Annotated in this window: 22 protein-coding genes, 1 tRNA gene and 1 pseudogene; 20 read left to right on the top strand and 4 right to left on the bottom strand. The window is 64.5% G+C overall.

Annotated elements, in window-relative coordinates; all coding sequences use genetic code 11:
- Positions 1-47 precede the first annotated feature (47 nt).
- The 11 genes and pseudogenes from U5809_RS21465 (at position 48) to tatC (ending at position 6,454) form a co-directional block, all read left to right on the top strand.
- The gene (locus U5809_RS21465) at positions 48-668 is read left to right on the top strand and encodes a YchE family NAAT transporter (protein WP_322088049.1); all 621 of its coding nucleotides are present in this window, start codon (positions 48-50) and stop codon (positions 666-668) included.
- A complete protein-coding gene (hisH, locus tag U5809_RS21460; RefSeq protein WP_124453409.1) occupies positions 665-1,306 on the top strand; it encodes an imidazole glycerol phosphate synthase subunit HisH in 642 nt (213 codons plus the stop codon). Before U5809_RS21465 ends, hisH begins: the two co-directional genes overlap by 4 nt.
- 163 nt (positions 1,307-1,469) lie before the next feature.
- A complete protein-coding gene (gene hisA / locus U5809_RS21455; RefSeq protein WP_322088048.1) occupies positions 1,470-2,225 on the top strand; it encodes a 1-(5-phosphoribosyl)-5-[(5-phosphoribosylamino)methylideneamino]imidazole-4-carboxamide isomerase in 756 nt (251 codons plus the stop codon).
- A 105-nt stretch (positions 2,226-2,330) separates the two neighbouring features.
- Positions 2,331-3,104, top strand: coding sequence for an imidazole glycerol phosphate synthase subunit HisF (gene hisF / locus U5809_RS21450; protein ID WP_011350732.1), 774 nt, complete (start codon positions 2,331-2,333; stop codon positions 3,102-3,104).
- Positions 3,104-3,520, top strand: a complete 417-nt coding sequence (gene hisI, locus U5809_RS21445) for a phosphoribosyl-AMP cyclohydrolase (RefSeq protein ID WP_011350733.1) — start codon at positions 3,104-3,106, stop codon at positions 3,518-3,520. The genes hisF and hisI overlap by 1 nt, the downstream gene beginning before the upstream one ends.
- A complete protein-coding gene (locus U5809_RS21440; RefSeq protein ID WP_034189812.1) occupies positions 3,517-3,882 on the top strand; it encodes a phosphoribosyl-ATP diphosphatase in 366 nt (121 codons plus the stop codon). The genes hisI and U5809_RS21440 overlap by 4 nt, the downstream gene beginning before the upstream one ends.
- A gap of 71 nt (positions 3,883-3,953) precedes the next feature.
- Positions 3,954-4,347 (top strand): annotated as a pseudogene (locus U5809_RS21435) (DUF4870 family protein).
- A 31-nt stretch (positions 4,348-4,378) separates the two neighbouring features.
- Entirely contained in the window at positions 4,379-4,744 is a 366-nt protein-coding gene (locus U5809_RS21430; RefSeq protein WP_282506489.1) for a histidine triad nucleotide-binding protein, read from the top strand.
- Positions 4,745-4,836: 92 nt separating this feature from the next.
- Positions 4,837-5,067, top strand: coding sequence for a Sec-independent protein translocase subunit TatA (gene tatA, locus U5809_RS21425; protein ID WP_059232563.1), 231 nt, complete (start codon positions 4,837-4,839; stop codon positions 5,065-5,067).
- A gap of 26 nt (positions 5,068-5,093) precedes the next feature.
- Complete coding sequence (tatB, locus tag U5809_RS21420) at positions 5,094-5,624, top strand: Sec-independent protein translocase protein TatB (protein ID WP_282506491.1); 531 nt, start codon at positions 5,094-5,096, stop codon at positions 5,622-5,624.
- A 41-nt stretch (positions 5,625-5,665) separates the two neighbouring features.
- Positions 5,666-6,454 carry a twin-arginine translocase subunit TatC gene (gene tatC, locus U5809_RS21415; RefSeq protein WP_282506492.1) on the top strand — a complete coding sequence of 263 codons (789 nt, stop codon included), beginning with the start codon at positions 5,666-5,668 and terminating at the stop codon, positions 6,452-6,454.
- A 207-nt stretch (positions 6,455-6,661) separates the two neighbouring features.
- Here tatC and U5809_RS21410 read toward each other — a convergent pair whose 3' ends face one another.
- Positions 6,662-7,867: a Do family serine endopeptidase gene (locus tag U5809_RS21410; protein ID WP_322088047.1), complete on the bottom strand. Its 1,206-nt coding sequence runs from the start codon at positions 7,865-7,867 to the stop codon at positions 6,662-6,664.
- 21 nt (positions 7,868-7,888) lie between these two features.
- Between U5809_RS21410 and U5809_RS21405 the strand changes: the two genes are divergently transcribed.
- From U5809_RS21405 to U5809_RS21375, 7 genes are all read left to right on the top strand, one after another.
- A complete protein-coding gene (locus U5809_RS21405; RefSeq protein WP_322088046.1) occupies positions 7,889-8,635 on the top strand; it encodes a Nif3-like dinuclear metal center hexameric protein in 747 nt (248 codons plus the stop codon).
- A 218-nt stretch (positions 8,636-8,853) separates the two neighbouring features.
- Positions 8,854-9,474, top strand: a complete 621-nt coding sequence (gene petA, locus U5809_RS21400) for a ubiquinol-cytochrome c reductase iron-sulfur subunit (protein WP_322088088.1) — start codon at positions 8,854-8,856, stop codon at positions 9,472-9,474.
- On the top strand, positions 9,471-10,853 hold the full coding sequence (locus U5809_RS21395) for a cytochrome b (RefSeq protein WP_176051078.1): 1,383 nt from the start codon (positions 9,471-9,473) through the stop codon (positions 10,851-10,853). The genes petA and U5809_RS21395 overlap by 4 nt, the downstream gene beginning before the upstream one ends.
- Before the next feature lie 21 nt (positions 10,854-10,874).
- Positions 10,875-11,633 carry a cytochrome c1 gene (locus U5809_RS21390; protein WP_176051077.1) on the top strand — a complete coding sequence of 253 codons (759 nt, stop codon included), beginning with the start codon at positions 10,875-10,877 and terminating at the stop codon, positions 11,631-11,633.
- 93 nt (positions 11,634-11,726) lie between these two features.
- The gene (locus U5809_RS21385) at positions 11,727-12,338 is read left to right on the top strand and encodes a glutathione S-transferase N-terminal domain-containing protein (protein ID WP_006400565.1); all 612 of its coding nucleotides are present in this window, start codon (positions 11,727-11,729) and stop codon (positions 12,336-12,338) included.
- Between the two features lie 71 nt (positions 12,339-12,409).
- Positions 12,410-12,937 (top strand): ClpXP protease specificity-enhancing factor, encoded by a 528-nt coding sequence (locus U5809_RS21380; protein ID WP_282506500.1) that lies wholly within the window; start codon positions 12,410-12,412, stop codon positions 12,935-12,937.
- An 18-nt stretch (positions 12,938-12,955) separates the two neighbouring features.
- Positions 12,956-13,031, top strand: a tRNA-Thr gene (locus tag U5809_RS21375).
- 267 nt (positions 13,032-13,298) lie between these two features.
- On the opposite strand, the gene U5809_RS21370 is transcribed toward U5809_RS21375, so the two are convergent.
- Together U5809_RS21370 and U5809_RS21365 are read right to left on the bottom strand one after the other, a co-directional pair.
- Complete coding sequence (locus U5809_RS21370) at positions 13,299-14,033, bottom strand: LytTR family DNA-binding domain-containing protein (protein ID WP_322088045.1); 735 nt, start codon at positions 14,031-14,033, stop codon at positions 13,299-13,301.
- Position 14,034: 1 nt separating this feature from the next.
- Positions 14,035-15,057: a sensor histidine kinase gene (locus tag U5809_RS21365; RefSeq protein ID WP_415877957.1), complete on the bottom strand. Its 1,023-nt coding sequence runs from the start codon at positions 15,055-15,057 to the stop codon at positions 14,035-14,037.
- A gap of 455 nt (positions 15,058-15,512) precedes the next feature.
- On the opposite strand from U5809_RS21365, the gene U5809_RS21360 reads away from it, so the two are divergent.
- Positions 15,513-16,055, top strand: coding sequence for a DUF6622 family protein (locus U5809_RS21360; protein WP_322088043.1), 543 nt, complete (start codon positions 15,513-15,515; stop codon positions 16,053-16,055).
- Between the two features lie 354 nt (positions 16,056-16,409).
- Positions 16,410-16,613 carry a hypothetical protein gene (locus U5809_RS21355; RefSeq protein WP_282507472.1) on the top strand — a complete coding sequence of 68 codons (204 nt, stop codon included), beginning with the start codon at positions 16,410-16,412 and terminating at the stop codon, positions 16,611-16,613.
- Positions 16,614-16,672: 59 nt separating this feature from the next.
- Here U5809_RS21355 and U5809_RS21350 read toward each other — a convergent pair whose 3' ends face one another.
- Positions 16,673-17,473 carry a transporter substrate-binding domain-containing protein gene (locus U5809_RS21350; RefSeq protein WP_282506506.1) on the bottom strand — a complete coding sequence of 267 codons (801 nt, stop codon included), beginning with the start codon at positions 17,471-17,473 and terminating at the stop codon, positions 16,673-16,675.
- Positions 17,474-17,551: the final 78 nt, after the last annotated feature.

Genomic DNA, 17,551 nt, shown 5'->3' with positions numbered 1-17,551 from the left:
GACGCTAAGGACAACCTCACGGCTTCGGCGCGCGGCGCCGGCTTGCGATGGATCTGCTCAAATCGTTCATTTCGTTGCTGGCGCTGATCAATCCGGTCGGCGCGGTGCCGTTCTTCCTGAGCCTGACGGCGCAGCAGACGGACGACGAGCGGCGCCGCACGATCCGGATCGCCTCGGTGTCGGTGTTCTGCGTGATGACGGTGACCGCGCTGCTCGGGCAGCAGATCATCAACTTCTTCGGCATTTCGGTCGGGTCGCTCGAAGTGGGCGGCGGGATCATCATGCTGCTGATGGCGATCAACATGCTGAACGCGCAGATCGGCAACACGCGATCGACGCCGGAGGAGCGCGACGAGGCCGAGCTGAAGAACAACATCGCGGTCGTGCCGCTGGCGATTCCGCTGCTCACGGGCCCCGGCTCGATCAGCACGGTGATCATCTATGCGGCGAACGCGCATCACTGGTATGACCGGGTCGGGCTGGTTGCGATCGGCGCGGTCCTGGCTTTTCTGTGTTTCGTCGCGATGCGGCTCGCCGAGCCGATCGCGAACTGGATCGGCCGCACGGGCATCAACATCGCCACGCGGCTGATGGGTCTGATGCTGTCGGCGCTGGCGGTGGAATTCATCGTCAATGGACTGAGGGCGCTACTGCCTGCACTGAGATGAAAACTTCGATTGCGATTGTGGATTATGGGATGGGCAACCTGCGCTCGGTCGCGCAGGCGCTCAAGAAGGCCGAACCGGCCGCCGACGTGGCGATCGTCGACACGCCGGCCGCGATTCGCGCGGCCGACCGCGTCGTGCTGCCCGGCCAGGGCGCGATGCCCGACTGCATGCGCTGCCTAGGCGAATCGGGCCTGCAGGAGGCCGTGATCGAGGCGTCGCGCACGAAGCCGCTGCTCGGCGTGTGCGTCGGCGAGCAGATGCTGTTCGACTGGAGCGCGGAAGGCGACACGAAGGGCCTCGGCCTGTTGCCCGGCAAGGTCGTGCGTTTCGAGCTCGGCGGTCGCGTGCAGGACGACGGCTCGCGTTTCAAGGTGCCGCAGATGGGCTGGAACCGCGTGCGCCAGTCGCAGCCGCACCCGCTGTGGGACGGCGTGCCCGACGACGCGTATTTCTACTTCGTACACAGCTATTACGTGACGCCGGACAACCCGGCGCATACGGTCGGCGAAACGGCATACGGCGCGCCGTTTACGTCCGCGGTCGCGCGCGATAACCTCTTCGCGACCCAATTCCACCCCGAGAAAAGCGCGGAGGTCGGGTTGCGTCTGTATCGCAACTTCGTACACTGGAAACCGTGAACGTCGCGTGCGTGCCACAGTCTGCGGGCCGGAAAGGCCTGTCGCACGGGGCTCACACGCGAAAGCGCCGAAAGAGTTGTACTAAACTAGCGAGACGGCGCGGTACCGGATTGGCCGGTACGCGCCGGATTCTTTTCATTTTCCACGACGATACCCGATTGCTATGTTGCTGATTCCGGCCATCGATCTCAAAGACGGTCAGTGTGTGCGCCTCAAACAGGGCGACATGGACCAGGCCACGATTTTTTCCGAGGACCCGGCGGCGATGGCCCGCAAGTGGGTCGATCTCGGCGCCCGGCGGCTCCATCTGGTCGACCTGAACGGCGCATTCGCCGGCAAGCCGAAGAATCTCGAGGCGATCGAAGCGATCCTCGACGAAGTCGGCGATGAAATCCCCGTACAGCTCGGCGGCGGCATCCGCAGCCTCGATACGATCGAGAAGTATCTCGATGCGGGCCTGTCCTATGTGATCATCGGCACGGCGGCCGTGAAGGATCCGGGCTTCCTGCAGGACGCGTGCACCGCGTTCGCCGGCAGCATCATCGTCGGGCTGGACGCGAAGGACGGCAAGGTCGCGACCGACGGCTGGAGCAAGCTGACCGGCCACGAAGTGATCGATCTCGCGAAGAAGTTCGAGGACTACGGCGTCGAATCGATCGTCTACACGGACATCGGCCGCGACGGGATGCTGCAAGGCATCAACATCGAGGCGACCGTGAAGCTCGCGCAGGCAGTCGGCATTCCGGTGATCGCCAGCGGCGGCCTGTCGAACCTCATGGACATCGAGAGCCTGTGCGAAGTGGAAGAGCACGGCGTCGAAGGCGTGATCTGCGGCCGTGCGATCTACTCCGGCGATCTCGATTTCGCGGCCGCGCAAAAGCGCGCGGACGAACTGAACGGCGAACTCGACAACGCGTAACGCGGTTGTCCCGTTCGCCGGGGCTGCCTGCGGGCGGCCCCGACCGGAGGCCTCGCGCGAGGCTTCCGCAACCGGCCGTCCCATCGCGGCCTCTGGCGCACCATCATGGCTCTAGCTAAACGCATCATCCCCTGCCTGGACGTGACTGCCGGGCGTGTCGTCAAGGGCGTCAACTTCGTCGAGCTGCGCGACGCCGGCGACCCCGTCGAAATCGCCCGCCGCTACGACGACCAGGGCGCCGACGAACTGACCTTCCTCGACATCACCGCGACGTCCGACCAGCGCGACCTGATCCTGCCGATCATCGAAGCCGTTGCGTCGCAGGTCTTCATTCCGCTGACCGTCGGCGGCGGCGTGCGTGCCGTCGAGGACGTGCGGCGCCTGCTGAACGCGGGCGCGGACAAGGTCAGCATGAATTCGTCGGCGGTCGCGAACCCGCAGCTCGTGCGCGACGCGGCCGACAAGTACGGCTCGCAGTGCATCGTCGTCGCGATCGACGCGAAGCGCGTGTCGGCCGACGGCGAGACGCCGCGCTGGGAAGTCTTCACGCACGGCGGCCGCAAGAACACGGGCCTCGATGCGATCGAATGGGCACGCAAGATGGCCGAGCTCGGCGCGGGCGAGATCCTGCTCACGAGCATGGACCGCGACGGCACGAAGTCGGGCTTCGACCTCGCGCTCACGCGCGGCGTGTCGGACGCGGTGCCGGTGCCGGTGATTGCATCGGGCGGCGTCGGTTCGCTGCAGCATCTGGCCGACGGCATCAAGGACGGCCGCGCCGACGCGGTGCTGGCCGCGAGCATTTTCCACTACGGCGAGCACACGGTCGGCGAGGCGAAACGCTTCATGGCCGACCAGGGCATCCCGGTGAGGCTGTGATGAATACCGAAACGAATGCATTGCCCGCGTGGCTCGACAAGGTCCGCTGGGACGACAACGGCCTCGTGCCGGTGATCGCGCAGGAAGCGTCGACGAACGACGTGCTGATGTTTGCGTGGATGAACCGCGAGGCGCTGGCGAAGACGATCGAGACCCAGCGCGCGGTCTATTATTCGCGCTCGCGCAAGCGCCTGTGGTTCAAGGGCGAGGAGTCGGGCCACGTGCAGCACGTGCACGAGGTGCGGCTCGACTGCGACGAGGACGTCGTACTGCTGAAGGTCGAGCAGGTGTCGGGCATCGCGTGCCACACCGGCCGGCATTCGTGCTTCTTCCAGAAATTCGAAGGCACCGTCGACAACGGCGACTGGGTCGCGGTCGAACCGGTGCTGAAAGATCCCGAACACATCTACAAATGACGCAATCGACCGAAGACACGCTGCTGCGCCTCGCGGCCGTGATCGATAGCCGCAAGGGCGGCGACCCCGATCAATCGTACGTATCGCGCCTGTTCCACAAGGGCGACGACGCGGTGCTGAAGAAGATCGGCGAAGAGGCGACGGAAGTCGTGCTGGCCGCGAAGGACGTGCGCCAGGGCGGCGCGCCGAGCGCGCTCGTCGGCGAGGTGGCCGACCTGTGGTTCCACTGCCTCGTGATGCTGTCGCACTTCGAGCTGAGCCCGGCCGACGTGATCGCCGAACTCGAGCGCCGCGAAGGACTGTCGGGCATCGAGGAAAAGGCGCTGCGCAAGCGCCGCGAGCGCGAGGAAAACGGCGGCTGACAGGCATCGTCCCGCCGCGGTGGCAACAGTACGGTAAGCTGTAAGAATTGTCATCTAACGGGGGTAGCATCATGAACGATACGTCGAACCAGTTTCCGACGCCTGCGGTGCCGGGGGGCGGCGGATGCCGAACGCCTGAACGGGTTGCGCACGCTCACTCACGTGCTGTACGGCCTGTATGCGTTTCACTGGCTGACGGGTGGCGTCACGGGCATCATCGCGATCATCATCAACTACGTGAAGCGCGGCGATGTGGCCGGCACGCCGTATGCCGATCATTTCGAGTGGCAGATCCGCACGTTCTGGCGCGCGCTGATCGCGTACGTCATCGGGTTCGCGCTGGCATTCGTCGTGATCGGATTTGCAGTGATGTTTGTCACATGGATCTGGACGCTGTACCGTATCATCAAGGGTTGGCTGTACCTGAACGACAACAAGACGCTCGATCCGCAGGCGTGGTTCTGACCGGCCGCGCGCGGGCGTCTGCAGGAGCAACATGAGTCACGATCCGAATTGCCTGTTCTGCAAGATCGCGGCAGGCGAGATCCCGAGCACGAAGGTGCACGAGGACGATGAATTCGTCGCGTTCCGCGACATCCGCCCGGCGGCCGAGACGCACGTGCTCGTGATTCCGCGTCAGCACCTGCCGACCTTGTCGGCGGCGAGTGAGGGCGATGCGCCGATGCTCGGCCGGCTGATGCTGCTCGTCGCGCGCCTTGCCGACCAGCTCGGCGTCGCGTACACGGGCGGCGAAACCGGCTTCCGCACGGTCATCAATACGGGCCCGGGCGGCGGGCAGGAGGTCTACCACCTGCACGCGCATATCCTGGCCGGTCCGCGCCCCTGGCAGCGGATGGGTTGACGGCGCGGGGCGTTTCCCCGCATCGATAGTCGAAGCCGGCGTGTCGCCGGCGATTTGCGCCGCCCGGCGGCGTGGTTGAGGAGAGTTTCATCATGGGTGGATTGAGCATTTGGCACTGGCTGATCGTGCTGCTGATCGTCGCGCTGGTTTTCGGTACGAAGAAGTTGCGCAACATCGGCAACGATCTCGGCAGCGCCGTGAAGGGTTTCAAGGACGGCATGAAGGAAGGCGAAACGCCGGCCGATGCGCAGCAGTTGCCGCGCACGGGCTCGGTCGACGTCAACGCGAAGGAAACGACGCGTTCCGATTCGAACAAGGCGTAACGCCGGCACGCTGACAGGCATTCGCGATGCTGGATCTCGGTCTTTCCAAGATGGCGCTGATCGGCGTCGTCGCGCTCGTGGTGCTCGGCCCCGAGCGCCTGCCGCGCGTCGCGCGTACGGCAGGCGCGCTGTTCGGCCGTGCGCAGCGGTACATCAACGACGTGAAGGCCGAGGTCTCGCGTGAAATCGAACTCGACGCGTTGCGGACGATGAAGACCGATTTCGAATCGGCCGCGCGCAATGTCGAGACGACGATTCACGACAACCTTCGCGAGCACGAGAAGGACCTGAACGACACGTGGCATTCCGCGGTCGGCGGTCTCGACGAGGCTTCCGGTAACGCCGGTTCCTACGGTTCCGATGCGCCCGCGGCGCCGTCGTGGCGCGGCAGTTCGGCCGCGCTTGCGCCGAAGCGCCGCAACTGGCGCGTGAAGCAGGCGGCGACGCCTGTCTGGTACAAGCGCGCGACCACCCGCCGCACGCACGTGCAGTCGGGCGCCGCGCGTGTCGCGCGCCACCAGCCGGCCAGCCTGCGCCGGCCGACGCGCTTCTTCTGAGCCGAGCGCATGCTCGCTCGTCAATCCTACCGAGGGCCGGCGTGAGCGACCCCCAGCAGAACCCGGGCGACGCCCCGGAAGAAACCTTCATTTCCCATCTCGTCGAGCTTCGCGATCGCATCATTCGCGCGGGCCTGGCCGTGATCGTCGTGTTCCTCGGGCTCGTCTACTGGGCGCCCGACATCTTCCGGCTGCTCGCGCGGCCGCTGATGGAGAACCTGCCGAAGGACGGCAAGATGATCGTCACCGACGTCACCGGCTCGTTCTTCGTGCCGATGAAGGTCACGATGCTCGTCGCGCTCGTGATCGCGCTGCCGGTCGTGCTGTACCAGATCTGGGCGTTCGTCGCGCCGGGGCTGTACCAGCACGAGAAGAGGCTCGTCACGCCGCTCGTCGGCAGCAGCTATGTGCTGTTCCTGTGCGGGATGGCATTCGCGTACTTCCTCGTGTTCCCGACGATCTTCCGCGTGATGGCGCACTACAATGCGCCGCTCGGGGCCGAGATGACGACCGACATCGACAACTACCTGAGCTTCGTGCTCGGGATGTTCATCGCGTTCGGGGTCACGTTCGAGGTGCCGATCGTCGTCGTGCTGCTCGTCCGGATGGGCGTGCTTTCGCTGAAGAAGCTCAAGGAGATGCGGCCGTACGTGATTGTCGGCGCGTTCGTCGTCGCGGCGGTCGTCACGCCGCCGGACGTGTTCTCTCAACTGATGCTCGCGTTGCCGCTCATCGTGCTGTTCGAGATCGGGTTGCTGGCCGCGCGGTTCTTCGTGCCGAAGAAGCCTGCCGAAGAGGGCGAGACGGGGAACGGCGAAGCCACGAGTTGACGGCGGCGCGCAGGGTGACGCGCTGGCCTTCCGGCCCCGGCCTGGGCTGCGCGGTGGCGCAGCCGTCCGGCAAGCGTGTAGCGCGGCCACCTTCCCGGCAAGACGGATAGATCGACGCAAAGCAAAAGGGCAGCCAACCGGCTGCCCTTGTTCATTTCCATCGACGGCGCGGCGCGCGGTATTGCGCCGCCCCCGCTCGTCGAAACCTCACTCGGTATCGCTGTCCTGCTCGTCGAGCGCCTGCTTCGGCGGCGGCGGGCGCTTGCCGATCACGACGTTCACGTCCAGCTCCTTGCCCTTGCGCACGACGTGCACCTTGGTCGACGTGCCGGGCTTGATCTGCGCGACGGTGTTCAGCAGCTTCGTCGTGTCGGTGATGTCCTCGCCGTTCACACGCACGAGGATATCGCCCGGCTTGATGCCGGCCTTGTCGGCCGGGCCGCCCTGCAGCACGCCGGCGACGATCGCGCCCGATTTCTGCTGAAGCCCGAACGATTCGGCGATCTCCGGCGTGACGTCCTGCGGTTCGACACCGATCCAGCCGCGCGTGACCGAGCCCGTCGTGATGATGCTTTCGAGCACCGTGCGCGCGGTCGAGACGGGTATCGCGAAGCCGATGCCGAGCGAGCCGCCCGAGCGCGAATAGATCGCCGTGTTGATGCCGAGCAGGTTGCCGTTCACGTCGACCAGTGCGCCGCCCGAGTTGCCGGGGTTGATCGGCGCGTCGGTCTGGATGAAGTTCTCGAACGTGTTGATGCCGAGGTGATTGCGGCCGAGCGCGCTGATGATCCCCATCGTGACCGTCTGGCCGACGCCGAACGGGTTGCCGATCGCGAGCACGACGTCGCCGACGCGCGACTGGTCGGAGCGGCCGAGCGTGATCGTCGGCAGGCTCGTCATGTTGATCTTCAGTACGGCGAGATCGGTTTCGGGATCGCTGCCGATCACCTTCGCGGTGGCCGTGCGGCCGTCGGCGAGCGCGACTTCGATCTGGTCGGCGCCGTCCACGACGTGCTGGTTCGTTAGAATGTAACCTTCAGGGCTCACGATAACGCCCGAGCCGAGGTTGGCTGCCGGTTCGTCCTGCTGCTTGCGGGCGTTGCGGTCGCCGAAGAAGTAGCGGAACAGCGGATCTTTCGCGCGGGGGTCGGGCGGCAGCGAGCCGTCCTTGCTGGAGAACACGTTGACGACGGCCGGCATCGCCTTCTGCGCGGCTTCGGCGTACGACGTGGTCGCCGGTGCGCCGCCGATGCCCGGCGCGACTTCCCGCAGCGCAACGATCGGCGTGGCGAGCTGCTTGCCGAGCTGTCCTTGCCGTTGCAGCCATTGCGGCTTGAGCGTCACGACGATGAACATCAGCGCGAGCAGCACGGTAACCGCTTGCGCGAAGAACAGCCAGAAGCGTCTAAGCATCTGAATGGATTAGAGGTTTATATGGATCGGATCGAACTTGAATTGTACTTGAACAATACCCTTGAAACCGCGCGCTTCAAGGACTATTGCCCGAACGGCCTCCAGGTCGAGGGGCGCCGCAAGGTCGAGAAGATCGCCACCGGCGTCACCGCGTCGGTTGCGTTCCTCGAAGCCGCGCTCGAATGGGGGGCGGATGCCGTGCTCGTCCATCACGGCTATTTCTGGCGCAACGAGGCGCCGCAGATCACGGGCCGCAAGTACCAGCGCCTGAAGCTGCTGCTCAGGAACGACCTGAACCTGTTCGCGTTCCACCTGCCGCTCGACGCGCATCCCGAATTCGGCAACAACGCGCAGCTCGGCAACAAGCTCGGGCTGATCGGCGAGCAGCGTTTCGGCGAAGGCGACCTCGGCTGGATGGCGACGCTGCCGATGCCGGTCACGCTCGAGCATTTCGTCGCGAAGGTCGAGCGCACGCTGGGCCGTACGCCGCTCGTGCTCGGCGATCCGGAAATGCAGCTGCGCCGCATCGCGTGGTGCACGGGCGCCGCGCAGAGCTATTTCGACGCGGCGATCGACGCCGGCGCGGACGTGTACCTGACCGGCGAGATTTCCGAATACGTGACGCACACGGCGGCCGAGAGCGGCGTCGCGTTTGTTGCGGCAGGGCACCATGCGACCGAACGTTACGGAATCCAGGCACTTGGCGCCCACTTGTCCGAGGAATTCGATATCGAACACCTTTTTATCGATATTCATAATCCGGTCTGAACCCCGGATTTGCGGCGGCGCATCGAAATTTCTCAATGTAGCAGATGCTTAAAAGTGAAATGATTTAATCGCTCCGATAGTGGGGGAAAACCCTTGACTATCAATCACTTCGAAGGGATTTTCATCTCCGGGCCTTGTAAATGGCGACTCCATTCGAGCAAACTAGCGGCGGAATGAAAAGTCGTGACGGAAAATCCAACTCAGAAGTGGGGCGTGTGATGCGAGACAAGGAAGAGAAACGCGTCGACAGCGGCCGCCGTACCTGGCTGATTGCGACATCCGTAGCAGGTGGCGTGGGAGGCGTAGCCACCGTTATACCTTTCGCGGCGTCGCTGGCGCCGTCCGCGAAAGCGAAAGCGGCCGGTGCGCCGGTCGAGGTCGATATCAGCGGGCTGAAGCCCGGTGAAATGGTCACCGTGCCGTGGCGCGGCAAGCCCGTCTGGATCCTGAATCGCACCGATTCGATGCTGGCCGACGTGGTCAAGGCCGACAAGGAAGTGGCCGATCCGGCCACCGAAAAGCCCTATACGATGCCGTTGCCCGCGTATTGCGCGAACGAATATCGCTCGCGGGCCGATCGCAAGAACATTCTCGTCGTGATGGCCGTCTGTACGCACCTCGGCTGCACGCCAAGCCAACGCTTCACGCCGGGTCCGCAGCCGAACCTGCCGGATGACTGGCCGGGCGGTTTCCTTTGCCCGTGTCACGGTTCGACCTACGACCTCGCCGGCCGTGTGTTCAAGAACAAACCGGCGCCTCAGAATCTCGACATCCCGCCCTACATGTTCACGTCGGCAACTACCCTCGTGATCGGCAAGGACGAGAAAGGAGAAGCGTGATGGCCGACAACAAGGAAGTCTCCACGACAGGTCTCACCGGCTGGATCGACCAGCGCTTCCCGCTCACGTCCACCTGGAAGAAGCACGTTTCCGAGTACTACGCGCCGAAGAACTTCAACTTCTGGTACTTCTTCGGCTCCCTCGCGCTGCTGGTGCTCGTCAACCAGATCGTCACGGGCATCTTCCTGACGATGAACTACAAGCCCGACTCGACGCTCGCGTTTGCGTCGGTCGAGTACATCATGCGCGAGGTGCCGTGGGGCTGGCTGATCCGCTACATGCACTCGACCGGTGCATCGATGTTCTTCGTGGTCGTCTACCTGCACATGTTCCGCGGGCTGCTGTACGGGTCGTACCGCAAGCCGCGCGAGCTCGTGTGGATCTTCGGCTGCGCGATCTTCCTGTGCCTGATGGCCGAGGCATTCTTCGGCTACCTGCTGCCGTGGGGCCAGATGTCGTTCTGGGGCGCGCAGGTGATCGTGAACCTGTTCTCGGCGATCCCGTTCGTCGGCCCGGACCTGTCGCTGTGGATTCGCGGCGACTACGTCGTGTCCGACGTCACGCTGAACCGCTTCTTCGCGTTCCACGTGATCGCGATTCCGCTCGTGCTGGTCGGCCTCGTGGTCGCGCACCTCGTTGCGCTGCATGAAGTGGGGTCAAATAACCCGGACGGCATCGAGATCAAGGCGAAGAAGGACGAGAACGGCATCCCGCTCGACGGCATCCCGTTCCATCCGTACTACTCGGTGCACGATTTCCTCGGCGTGTGCGTGTTCCTGATGATCTTCGCGCTGATCGTGTTCTTCTCGCCGGAGATGGGCGGCTACTTCCTCGAGGCGAACAACTTCGTCCCGGCGAACCCGCTGCAGACGCCGCCCGAGATCGCGCCGGTCTGGTACTTCACCGCGTTCTATGCGATGCTGCGCGCGACCACCGACCCGTTCAAGATCGTGCTGATGATCGTGATCGCGCTGCTCGGCGTGCTTGCGCTGATCCGTGCGCGCGGCAAGTGGAAGGCCGGGCTGCCGGTGCTGGCCGCGGCGATCGTCGTGTTCATGTACCTGACGGAGTCGAAGTTCTGGGGCGTCGTCGTGATGGGTTCGGCGGTGATCACGCTGTTCTTCCTGCCGTGGCTCGACCGCAGCCCGGTGAAGTCGATCCGCTACCGGCCGCTGTTCCACAAGGTGTTCCTCGGGATCTTCGTCGCCGCGTTCCTGACCCTCGCGTTCCTCGGCACGCGGCCGCCATCGCCGGCGGCCACGCTGATCGCGCAGTGTTGCGCGCTGATCTACTTCGCGTTCTTCCTCGGCATGCCCGTCTGGACGCCGCTTGGCACGTTCAAGCAGCCGCCGGAGCGGGTGCGCTTCAAGCCCCATTAACGTGAGCGAGGAGAGAACGACATGAAGAAACTGCTTTCGACACTCGCACTGATCGGGGTGACCGCGTGTGCGCTGCTGGCGGCGCCGGCCGTGCGGGCGGAAGGTAATTTTCCGCTCGACCGGGCGCCCGATAACACGGAAAATCTCGTTTCGCTTCAGCACGGCGCGCAATTGTTTGTAAACTATTGCCTGAACTGCCACAGCGCGAACCTGATGCGCTACAACCGTCTGACGGATCTGGGCATATCCCAGAAGGAGATCGAAGCGAATCTCCTGTTCACGACCGACAAGGTCGGGAGCACGATGTCCGTCGCGATGCGGCCCGAAGACGCGAAGAACTGGCTCGGCACCACGCCGCCCGACCTGTCGGTCGAGGAGCGCGCGCGCGGCCGCGACTGGCTGTATACGTATCTGCGGAGTTTCTACCGCGACGATACGCGGCCGACCGGCTGGAACAACGCGGTGTTCGAGAACGTCGGCATGCCCCATGTGTTGTGGCAGCTGCAGGGGCAGCGCATTGCCAAATTCGAAGACAAGACGGACGAGGAGACGGGCGAGAAGGTCCACACGCTCGTCGGCTTCCAGCAGGTCACGCCGGGCACGCTCTCGTCGCCCGACTATGATGCTGCGGTTGCCGACCTGGTGGCCTATATGACATGGATGTCCGAGCCGGCCCAGCAGACCCGCAAACGCCTCGGCGTGTGGGTGCTGATCTTTCTCGGTGTCCTGACTTTCCTGGCCTGGCGGCTCAATGCCGCGTACTGGAAAGATATCAAGTAAACACGCCTGACGGCGTGGGGCCGGCGCAAGACGGAACCCGTGAAAGGGGTGCCGCCGCGTGCCGGCCCTCGGCTTTTTTGAGGAAACGCAAATATGATGGTTCTGTATTCCGGCACAACTTGCCCGTTCTCCCAGCGTTGCCGGCTGGTGCTGTTCGAGAAGGGCATGGACTTCGAAATCCGTGACGTCGACCTGTTCAACAAGCCGGAAGACATTTCGGTGATGAACCCGTACGGTCAGGTGCCGATCCTGGTCGAGCGCGACCTGATCCTGTACGAATCGAACATCATCAACGAGTACATCGACGAGCGCTTCCCGCATCCGCAGCTGATGCCGGCCGACCCGGTGCAACGCGCACGTGCACGCCTGTTCCTGCTCAACTTCGAGAAGGAACTGTTCGTCCACGTCAGCACGCTCGAGAACGAGAAGGGCAAGGCAGCGGAAAAGAATCACGAGAAGGCACGCCTCGCGATCCGCGATCGCCTGACGCAGCTCGCGCCGATCTTCGTGAAGAACAAGTACATGCTCGGCGAAGAGTTCTCGATGCTCGACGTCGCGATCGCTCCGCTGCTGTGGCGCCTGGATCACTACGGCATCGAGCTGTCGAAGAACGCCGCGCCGCTGATGAAGTACGCCGAACGGATCTTCAGCCGTCCGGCCTACATCGAAGCACTGACGCCGTCCGAAAAGGTCATGCGTCGTTGATGATGCAATGAAGGCAAGACGGGGAGGGCGGCGCGGCGTGCCGCGCGCCCGCTCCGGGTTCGAGGATTGTGATGCAAGAGATTTCAACGAAGCCTTATCTGCTGCGCGCGTTGTACGAGTGGTGCACCGATAACGGTTACACGCCGCATATCGCGGTGAGGGTCGACAACTCGACGCGCGTGCCGCGTCAGTTCGTGCGTGACGGCGAGATCGTGCTCAACATCAGCTTCGAGGCGACGAGCCAGTTGCAGATGGGCAACGAGTGGATCGAGTTCACGGCCCGGTTCTCCGGGAAGGCGCACAAGATCGAGATTCCGGTGGCGAACGTGCTCGCGATCTACGCGCGCGAGAACGGGCAGGGCATGGCGTTCCAGGTCGATGCGGTCGCGGGCGAAGGCGCGGATTCGGGTGCGTTCGACGAAGAAGCTGCGCAAGCGGATGAGGCGCAGCGCGACGAGTCGCCTGCCGCGTTGACGCCGGTTGCCGACCGTGGCGCGAACGAGGAACCCTCCGAAGGCGCCGACGAACCGCCGAAAACCGACGGCGATGGCGACGGTTCGAAAGGTGGCAACAGACCTCGCCTCAAGATCGTGAAATGAGGTAGAATCTCGCGCTACGCCGGCTTAGCTCATCTGGTAGAGCAGTTGATTTGTAATCATCAGGTGGCGGGTTCGAGTCCTGCAGCCGGCACCAAATTCGAAGGGCCGGGAGGTTTTCCTCCCGGCCCTTCGTCATTTCAGCGTTCACTTTCCCGGCCGACGGGTTGTCGTTTGTCCCCGTGCCGCGACACGGAGTCCGTCTTTTCGACATCGATCTGTCGAACCAATGAAAGATCACGCGGCGCGAAGCATCGTCGACGAATCTGAACGCAGCGGCGCATTTCAGCCAGGTAGACTGCCAACACGCCATCCACTGCCTGTCGGCGCGTAATCGCGTTGCCGGTGCCGCAGGCCGATCCGCTCACATCTGCCTGAACAATCCCGCATACGCACGACTGACCGGCAGCATTTCCCGCTGCCCATGCACGCGAATCCGCAATCTGCCGAGCAAGTCACGCTCGACACGATCGATCGCTGCGTACGCAACGATCACGCCGCGATGCACCTGCGTGAACCGCTCCGGATCGAGCCGTTGCATCAGTTCCTTCAACGGCGTGCGAATCACGAGCCGTTCACCGGCCGTGACGATTTCCGTGTATTTCTCCGACGCCTGGAAATACAGCACGTCGTCGACCGAGACGAGCCGCGTTGCATCCTTCACGCCCACGGTCAGCCAGCGGATCGGTGCGGCATCTCGCGCTTGCGCCGCCTGCGTCAACGCTTCGGCATGCGCGACAGACGGTCCGCCGCGCTGAAGCTTCGCAATACAGCGCAACAGTCGTTCGTCCGTCACCGGCTTCAGCAAGTAATCGACCGCCGCGCGATCGAACGCGTCGACCGCATATTCGTCGTACGCCGTGACGAACACGACATGCACGTCCGGCACCAGCGCAGCGAGCTTCAACCCGTCGATGCCGGGCATCCGGATGTCGAGAAACGCGATGTCCGGGCGTGGCGACGCATTCAGTGCGGCCAGTGTCTCGACGCCGTTACGCGGCATCGCGGCGATCTCCAGTTCGGGCCAGAGCTGCCCCAGCCGCTGCGCAAGCGAGGCGGACAGATTCGGCTCGTCGTCGGCGATGAGGGCAGTCGGCATGTCAGTCGATCGGAATCAGCAGGGTGGCGGTGACGCCATGTGCGGCGGCGACGTTCGTTTCGACGGTGACACGGCCGCGCTCGCCATGCAGCGTCCGGATGCGCGCGGCGACGTTGGCGAGCCCGACGCCGCCGTGCAGGCGCGTGTCGCTTTTGCCGAGGCCGGCACCCGTATCGATCACGTTGAGTTCGAGCCTGTCGCCCCGCATCCTGCCGCGAATCACGATCACGCCGCCGTCGATGGACGGCTCGATCCCGTGCAGCAGTGCATTCTCGACAAGCGGCTGCAGCAGCAGCGGCGAGAACGGCAACGCGTGCAAATCCGCCGGCACGTCGATCGTATAAGAAAGCCGCTCGCCGAGCCGGATCGATGCGATCTTCAGCAATGCTTCGACGAGTTCGAGTTCCTCGCCGAGCGTCGACGTCGCATCGCGCGTGCGCCGCAGGCTCGCACGCAGGTAGCGGTTCAGGCTGTCGAGCATCGTCGACGCGCGGGCCGGATCACGCTCGATCAGACTTTGCACGTTCGCGAGGGTATTGAACAGGAAGTGCGGCTCGATCTGCGCCTGCAGCAGCGCCAGGCGCGCGGCCGTCTCGGCCTGGCGCGCTTCGGCGGCTTCGCGGCGTTCGGTCTCGAGCGTTGCACGCATGCGCATGGACTGCAGGAACAGCGATACGCACACGAACAGGATTGCCGAGATGAGAAACGACGGCCCGTAGTTGTCCCACGTTCCGAGGCGGGCGCGCCCGAACACGTGTGGCACGTTCCCGCGGACGATCGCTGCCGAGATCTCGAAGCCGATGAGTACGCTGACCGGTGCGATCACGACGGCCTTCAGCGCGAGCCCGGGCTTGCGCGGCAGCAGCCGGTCGGCGGCATGGCTGAACAGCAGTGCGCAGAAACCGATCGCGTTGGCGACGACGAGGTAGGGCAACAGCGGTTCGTTGACATGGAGGGCCCAGAAACCGAGGCCGACGACCGAGTTGAAGCACGTGAACGCGAGCAGCATGGCTGGATCGCGCAACAGCCGGGGCGGGGCGCTGGCGGGTGGCTGCGGAATCGGCGACGGGTCGGACGTGGCTCGCATGGTGTCGGGTAAGGGTGGGCGCGCGATGCGCCGATGGCTTGACCTTACTGCCGGATGGGCCGATCGCGCGTGCGTTGCGACGAACGGCGCTTGGCTTCGACGAACCACTTCGACTGCCGACGGTTGGCCGGTTTCCGTCACGAGTGTAGTGGAAGGCGCTGCGGAAGGACACGGGGCGTTGCCGGTCGCGCGTCGAGCGCGAAGCGCCGACGGGTTCAGACGTTGCCGGCTGCGCGAGGCGATCGCGCATCAACCGTCCCGATTCGCCAAACGATCATCGCCGCGAGGCGCAACTCGTCCGCGAATTCCCGCCACCCGTCGCAAGCTACGCCGCCCGTCCGGATCGGGCAGTACGGTGTTGCCGTGTCCACTCCGATCAGGCGACTCCGACCATGTCCACTCTCCTTCACCTGAAGTCTTACGTGTACGTCATGTTCTGCGTGCTGCTCTATGTCGGCATCAAGCGCTGTTTTCCGCGCGAGGTGCCGGCGGCCCGTCCGCTGATCTCGCCAATCGCGTTCGGGATGCTCGGCATCGCCAGCCTGAACGGACTCTTTCCGCATGCCGGTATCGAAGCGAACGCGACTGCGCTGGCGGCCGTCGTGGGCGGTGCGGCGCTGGGCTGGCTGCACGCGAGCCGGTGGCGGCTCGAGTACCGCCCGGCCGCCTCGGGCCTGCGCGTGCGCCTGCCCGGCGACGCGAGCCTGCTGGTCACGCTGATGCTGACGTTCGTCGCCGAAACCTGCATCCATTACGCGGTCGCCGTGCAAGTGCCGTGGGCGGCGACGAGCGGCTTCGTGGTGCTGTCGTTCGCGGTATGGGGCGTGCTCATCGGGATGACGCTCGGGCGCGCGGTGAACGTGGTCGTGCGCTGCATGCGCCATGCGAGCGGATCGGCGCGTGGCGGGTTCCCGTATTCGGCCGATCCGCGATGAAGGGCGCGACACGGCCGGCGAGCAAGTAACCGGCGGTCACGCATGTGATGCGGCCCGTCTTCGTCAACTGGATCGACATCGAATCGAAACGGCATGCGACGCTCGCTGTCTTGCGCCCCGTTTTCCTGTCACGGTCACGTCATGGTGTGCCCATAACGTTGCACGTTCCCGTCGTGGCGGCATCGCCGGATCCGCGACGTGCGCAACCCGCTCGCGACGACGTGCCCGCGTCGCAGGCAGGCCTGCCGGGATCTCGCTCCCGGCGGCGCGACGGTCATGCATCGCGCCATTTCATTCAAAAATACGATCGACGCCGGTTCGAACCGGATCGCGGACGATCAGGAGACAAGGACCATGCTGAGTCCGCATGAATTCTCGATGCTGTTGCGCATTGCGCGTGCGCCGGACAGCGTCGATCAATCGAATCCGGCCTTTGCCGTGCTGGTCGAGAAGCGGCTGGTCGACGATACGCAGGCGCGCATGAACGCCGTGGCTGCGCGTCCGGCGCTGACACCGATCGGCCAGCTGCTGCTGGCGCGCTTCGACGAAGCGGCTTGAGGGGAAGGCGTCACGCGTTCATCCAGATGAACGGCGTGACGCGTTGAACACCGTGCGACTTATTGCGCGACCGGCACCGTCACGTCGGCGCCGAACCAGTGCATCGAGATCTTTTTCAACGTGCCGTCCTTGTGCAGCGAATCGAGCGCGTCGTTGATCGCTTTCTCGAACTTCGGATTGCCCTTGCGGAACGGGATCGCCATTTCCTGCTTGCCGCCGTTCACGATCGCACCCGCGCGCAGCGGCAGGTTCGACGTCTTGATCATGTACGGCAGCATCAGGCGATCGTCGAGCGTTGCCTCGATCCGGCCCGCGGCAAGGTCGCGCAGCTTTTCCGGCGCGCCCGGATACGTCTGCACCTCGATGCCCGGCACGGCGCGTGCCATCTGGTCGTAGTTGGTGCCGAGCGTCACGCCGAGCTTCTTGCCCTTGAAGTCGTCGAGCGACTTGAAGTTGCGCGTGTCGTCCTTGCGCTGGATCAGTTGCGCGGCCGAGTACGTGTACGGCTCGCTGAAGTCGAGCGCTTCCTTGCGCTGCGGCGTGATCGTGACCTGGTTGACGATCACGTCGAACTTGCTGGCCTGGAGGCCGGCGATGATGCCGCTCCATTCGGTCGGGACGAACTGCGTCTTCACGCCGAGCTTGCCGGCGACCGCGTTCGCGACGTCGACGTCGAAACCCTCGAGCTGGCCGGACGTGCCACGCGAGTTGAACGGCGGATAGGTGCCTTCGAGGCCGACGCGCAGCACGCCGGCTTTCTTCACCGAATCGAGCAGGTCGTCGGCGTGTGCGGCGACGGCCGTGAAGCCGAGGGCCGACGCGAGCAGCAGGCCCGACAGCAGGAACTTCGAACGTTTCATCGTAGATCTCCAGGGTTCAGTGTCGTGTGGTGAGCGCCGGGTATCGGTCGGACCCGGGTAAGGCCGGAATACGGGCAC

Origin of the sequence: Burkholderia sp. BCC1999 (genome assembly GCF_905339975.1) — a bacterium.
In the GTDB taxonomy this organism is placed as follows: Bacteria; Pseudomonadota; Gammaproteobacteria; order Burkholderiales; family Burkholderiaceae; genus Burkholderia.
The sequence above is the reverse complement of the archived record's forward strand: the minus strand, read 5'-3'. Positions and strand labels throughout refer to the sequence as shown.

Bases quoted from the DNA above. Each gene is read 5' to 3' on its own strand.
- U5809_RS21405 (WP_322088046.1), top strand. From the start codon at position 7,889: ATGGATCGGATCGAACTTGAATTGTACTTGAACAATACCCTTGAAACC.
- U5809_RS21410 (WP_322088047.1), bottom strand. From the start codon at position 7,867: ATGCTTAGACGCTTCTGGCTGTTCTTCGCGCAAGCGGTTACCGTGCTG.
- U5809_RS21390 (WP_176051077.1), top strand. From the start codon at position 10,875: ATGAAGAAACTGCTTTCGACACTCGCACTGATCGGGGTGACCGCGTGT.
- petA (WP_322088088.1), top strand. From the start codon at position 8,854: ATGCGAGACAAGGAAGAGAAACGCGTCGACAGCGGCCGCCGTACCTGG.
- U5809_RS21440 (WP_034189812.1), top strand. From the start codon at position 3,517: ATGACGCAATCGACCGAAGACACGCTGCTGCGCCTCGCGGCCGTGATC.
- U5809_RS21380 (WP_282506500.1), top strand. From the start codon at position 12,410: ATGCAAGAGATTTCAACGAAGCCTTATCTGCTGCGCGCGTTGTACGAG.
- hisA (WP_322088048.1), top strand. From the start codon at position 1,470: ATGTTGCTGATTCCGGCCATCGATCTCAAAGACGGTCAGTGTGTGCGC.
- hisI (WP_011350733.1), top strand. From the start codon at position 3,104: ATGAATACCGAAACGAATGCATTGCCCGCGTGGCTCGACAAGGTCCGC.
- tatB (WP_282506491.1), top strand. From the start codon at position 5,094: ATGCTGGATCTCGGTCTTTCCAAGATGGCGCTGATCGGCGTCGTCGCG.
- hisH (WP_124453409.1), top strand. From the start codon at position 665: ATGAAAACTTCGATTGCGATTGTGGATTATGGGATGGGCAACCTGCGC.
- U5809_RS21355 (WP_282507472.1), top strand. From the start codon at position 16,410: ATGCTGAGTCCGCATGAATTCTCGATGCTGTTGCGCATTGCGCGTGCG.
- tatA (WP_059232563.1), top strand. From the start codon at position 4,837: ATGGGTGGATTGAGCATTTGGCACTGGCTGATCGTGCTGCTGATCGTC.
- U5809_RS21350 (WP_282506506.1), bottom strand. From the start codon at position 17,473: ATGAAACGTTCGAAGTTCCTGCTGTCGGGCCTGCTGCTCGCGTCGGCC.
- U5809_RS21385 (WP_006400565.1), top strand. From the start codon at position 11,727: ATGATGGTTCTGTATTCCGGCACAACTTGCCCGTTCTCCCAGCGTTGC.
- U5809_RS21430 (WP_282506489.1), top strand. From the start codon at position 4,379: ATGAGTCACGATCCGAATTGCCTGTTCTGCAAGATCGCGGCAGGCGAG.
- U5809_RS21370 (WP_322088045.1), bottom strand. From the start codon at position 14,033: ATGCCGACTGCCCTCATCGCCGACGACGAGCCGAATCTGTCCGCCTCG.
- U5809_RS21360 (WP_322088043.1), top strand. From the start codon at position 15,513: ATGTCCACTCTCCTTCACCTGAAGTCTTACGTGTACGTCATGTTCTGC.
- hisF (WP_011350732.1), top strand. From the start codon at position 2,331: ATGGCTCTAGCTAAACGCATCATCCCCTGCCTGGACGTGACTGCCGGG.
- U5809_RS21465 (WP_322088049.1), top strand. From the start codon at position 48: ATGGATCTGCTCAAATCGTTCATTTCGTTGCTGGCGCTGATCAATCCG.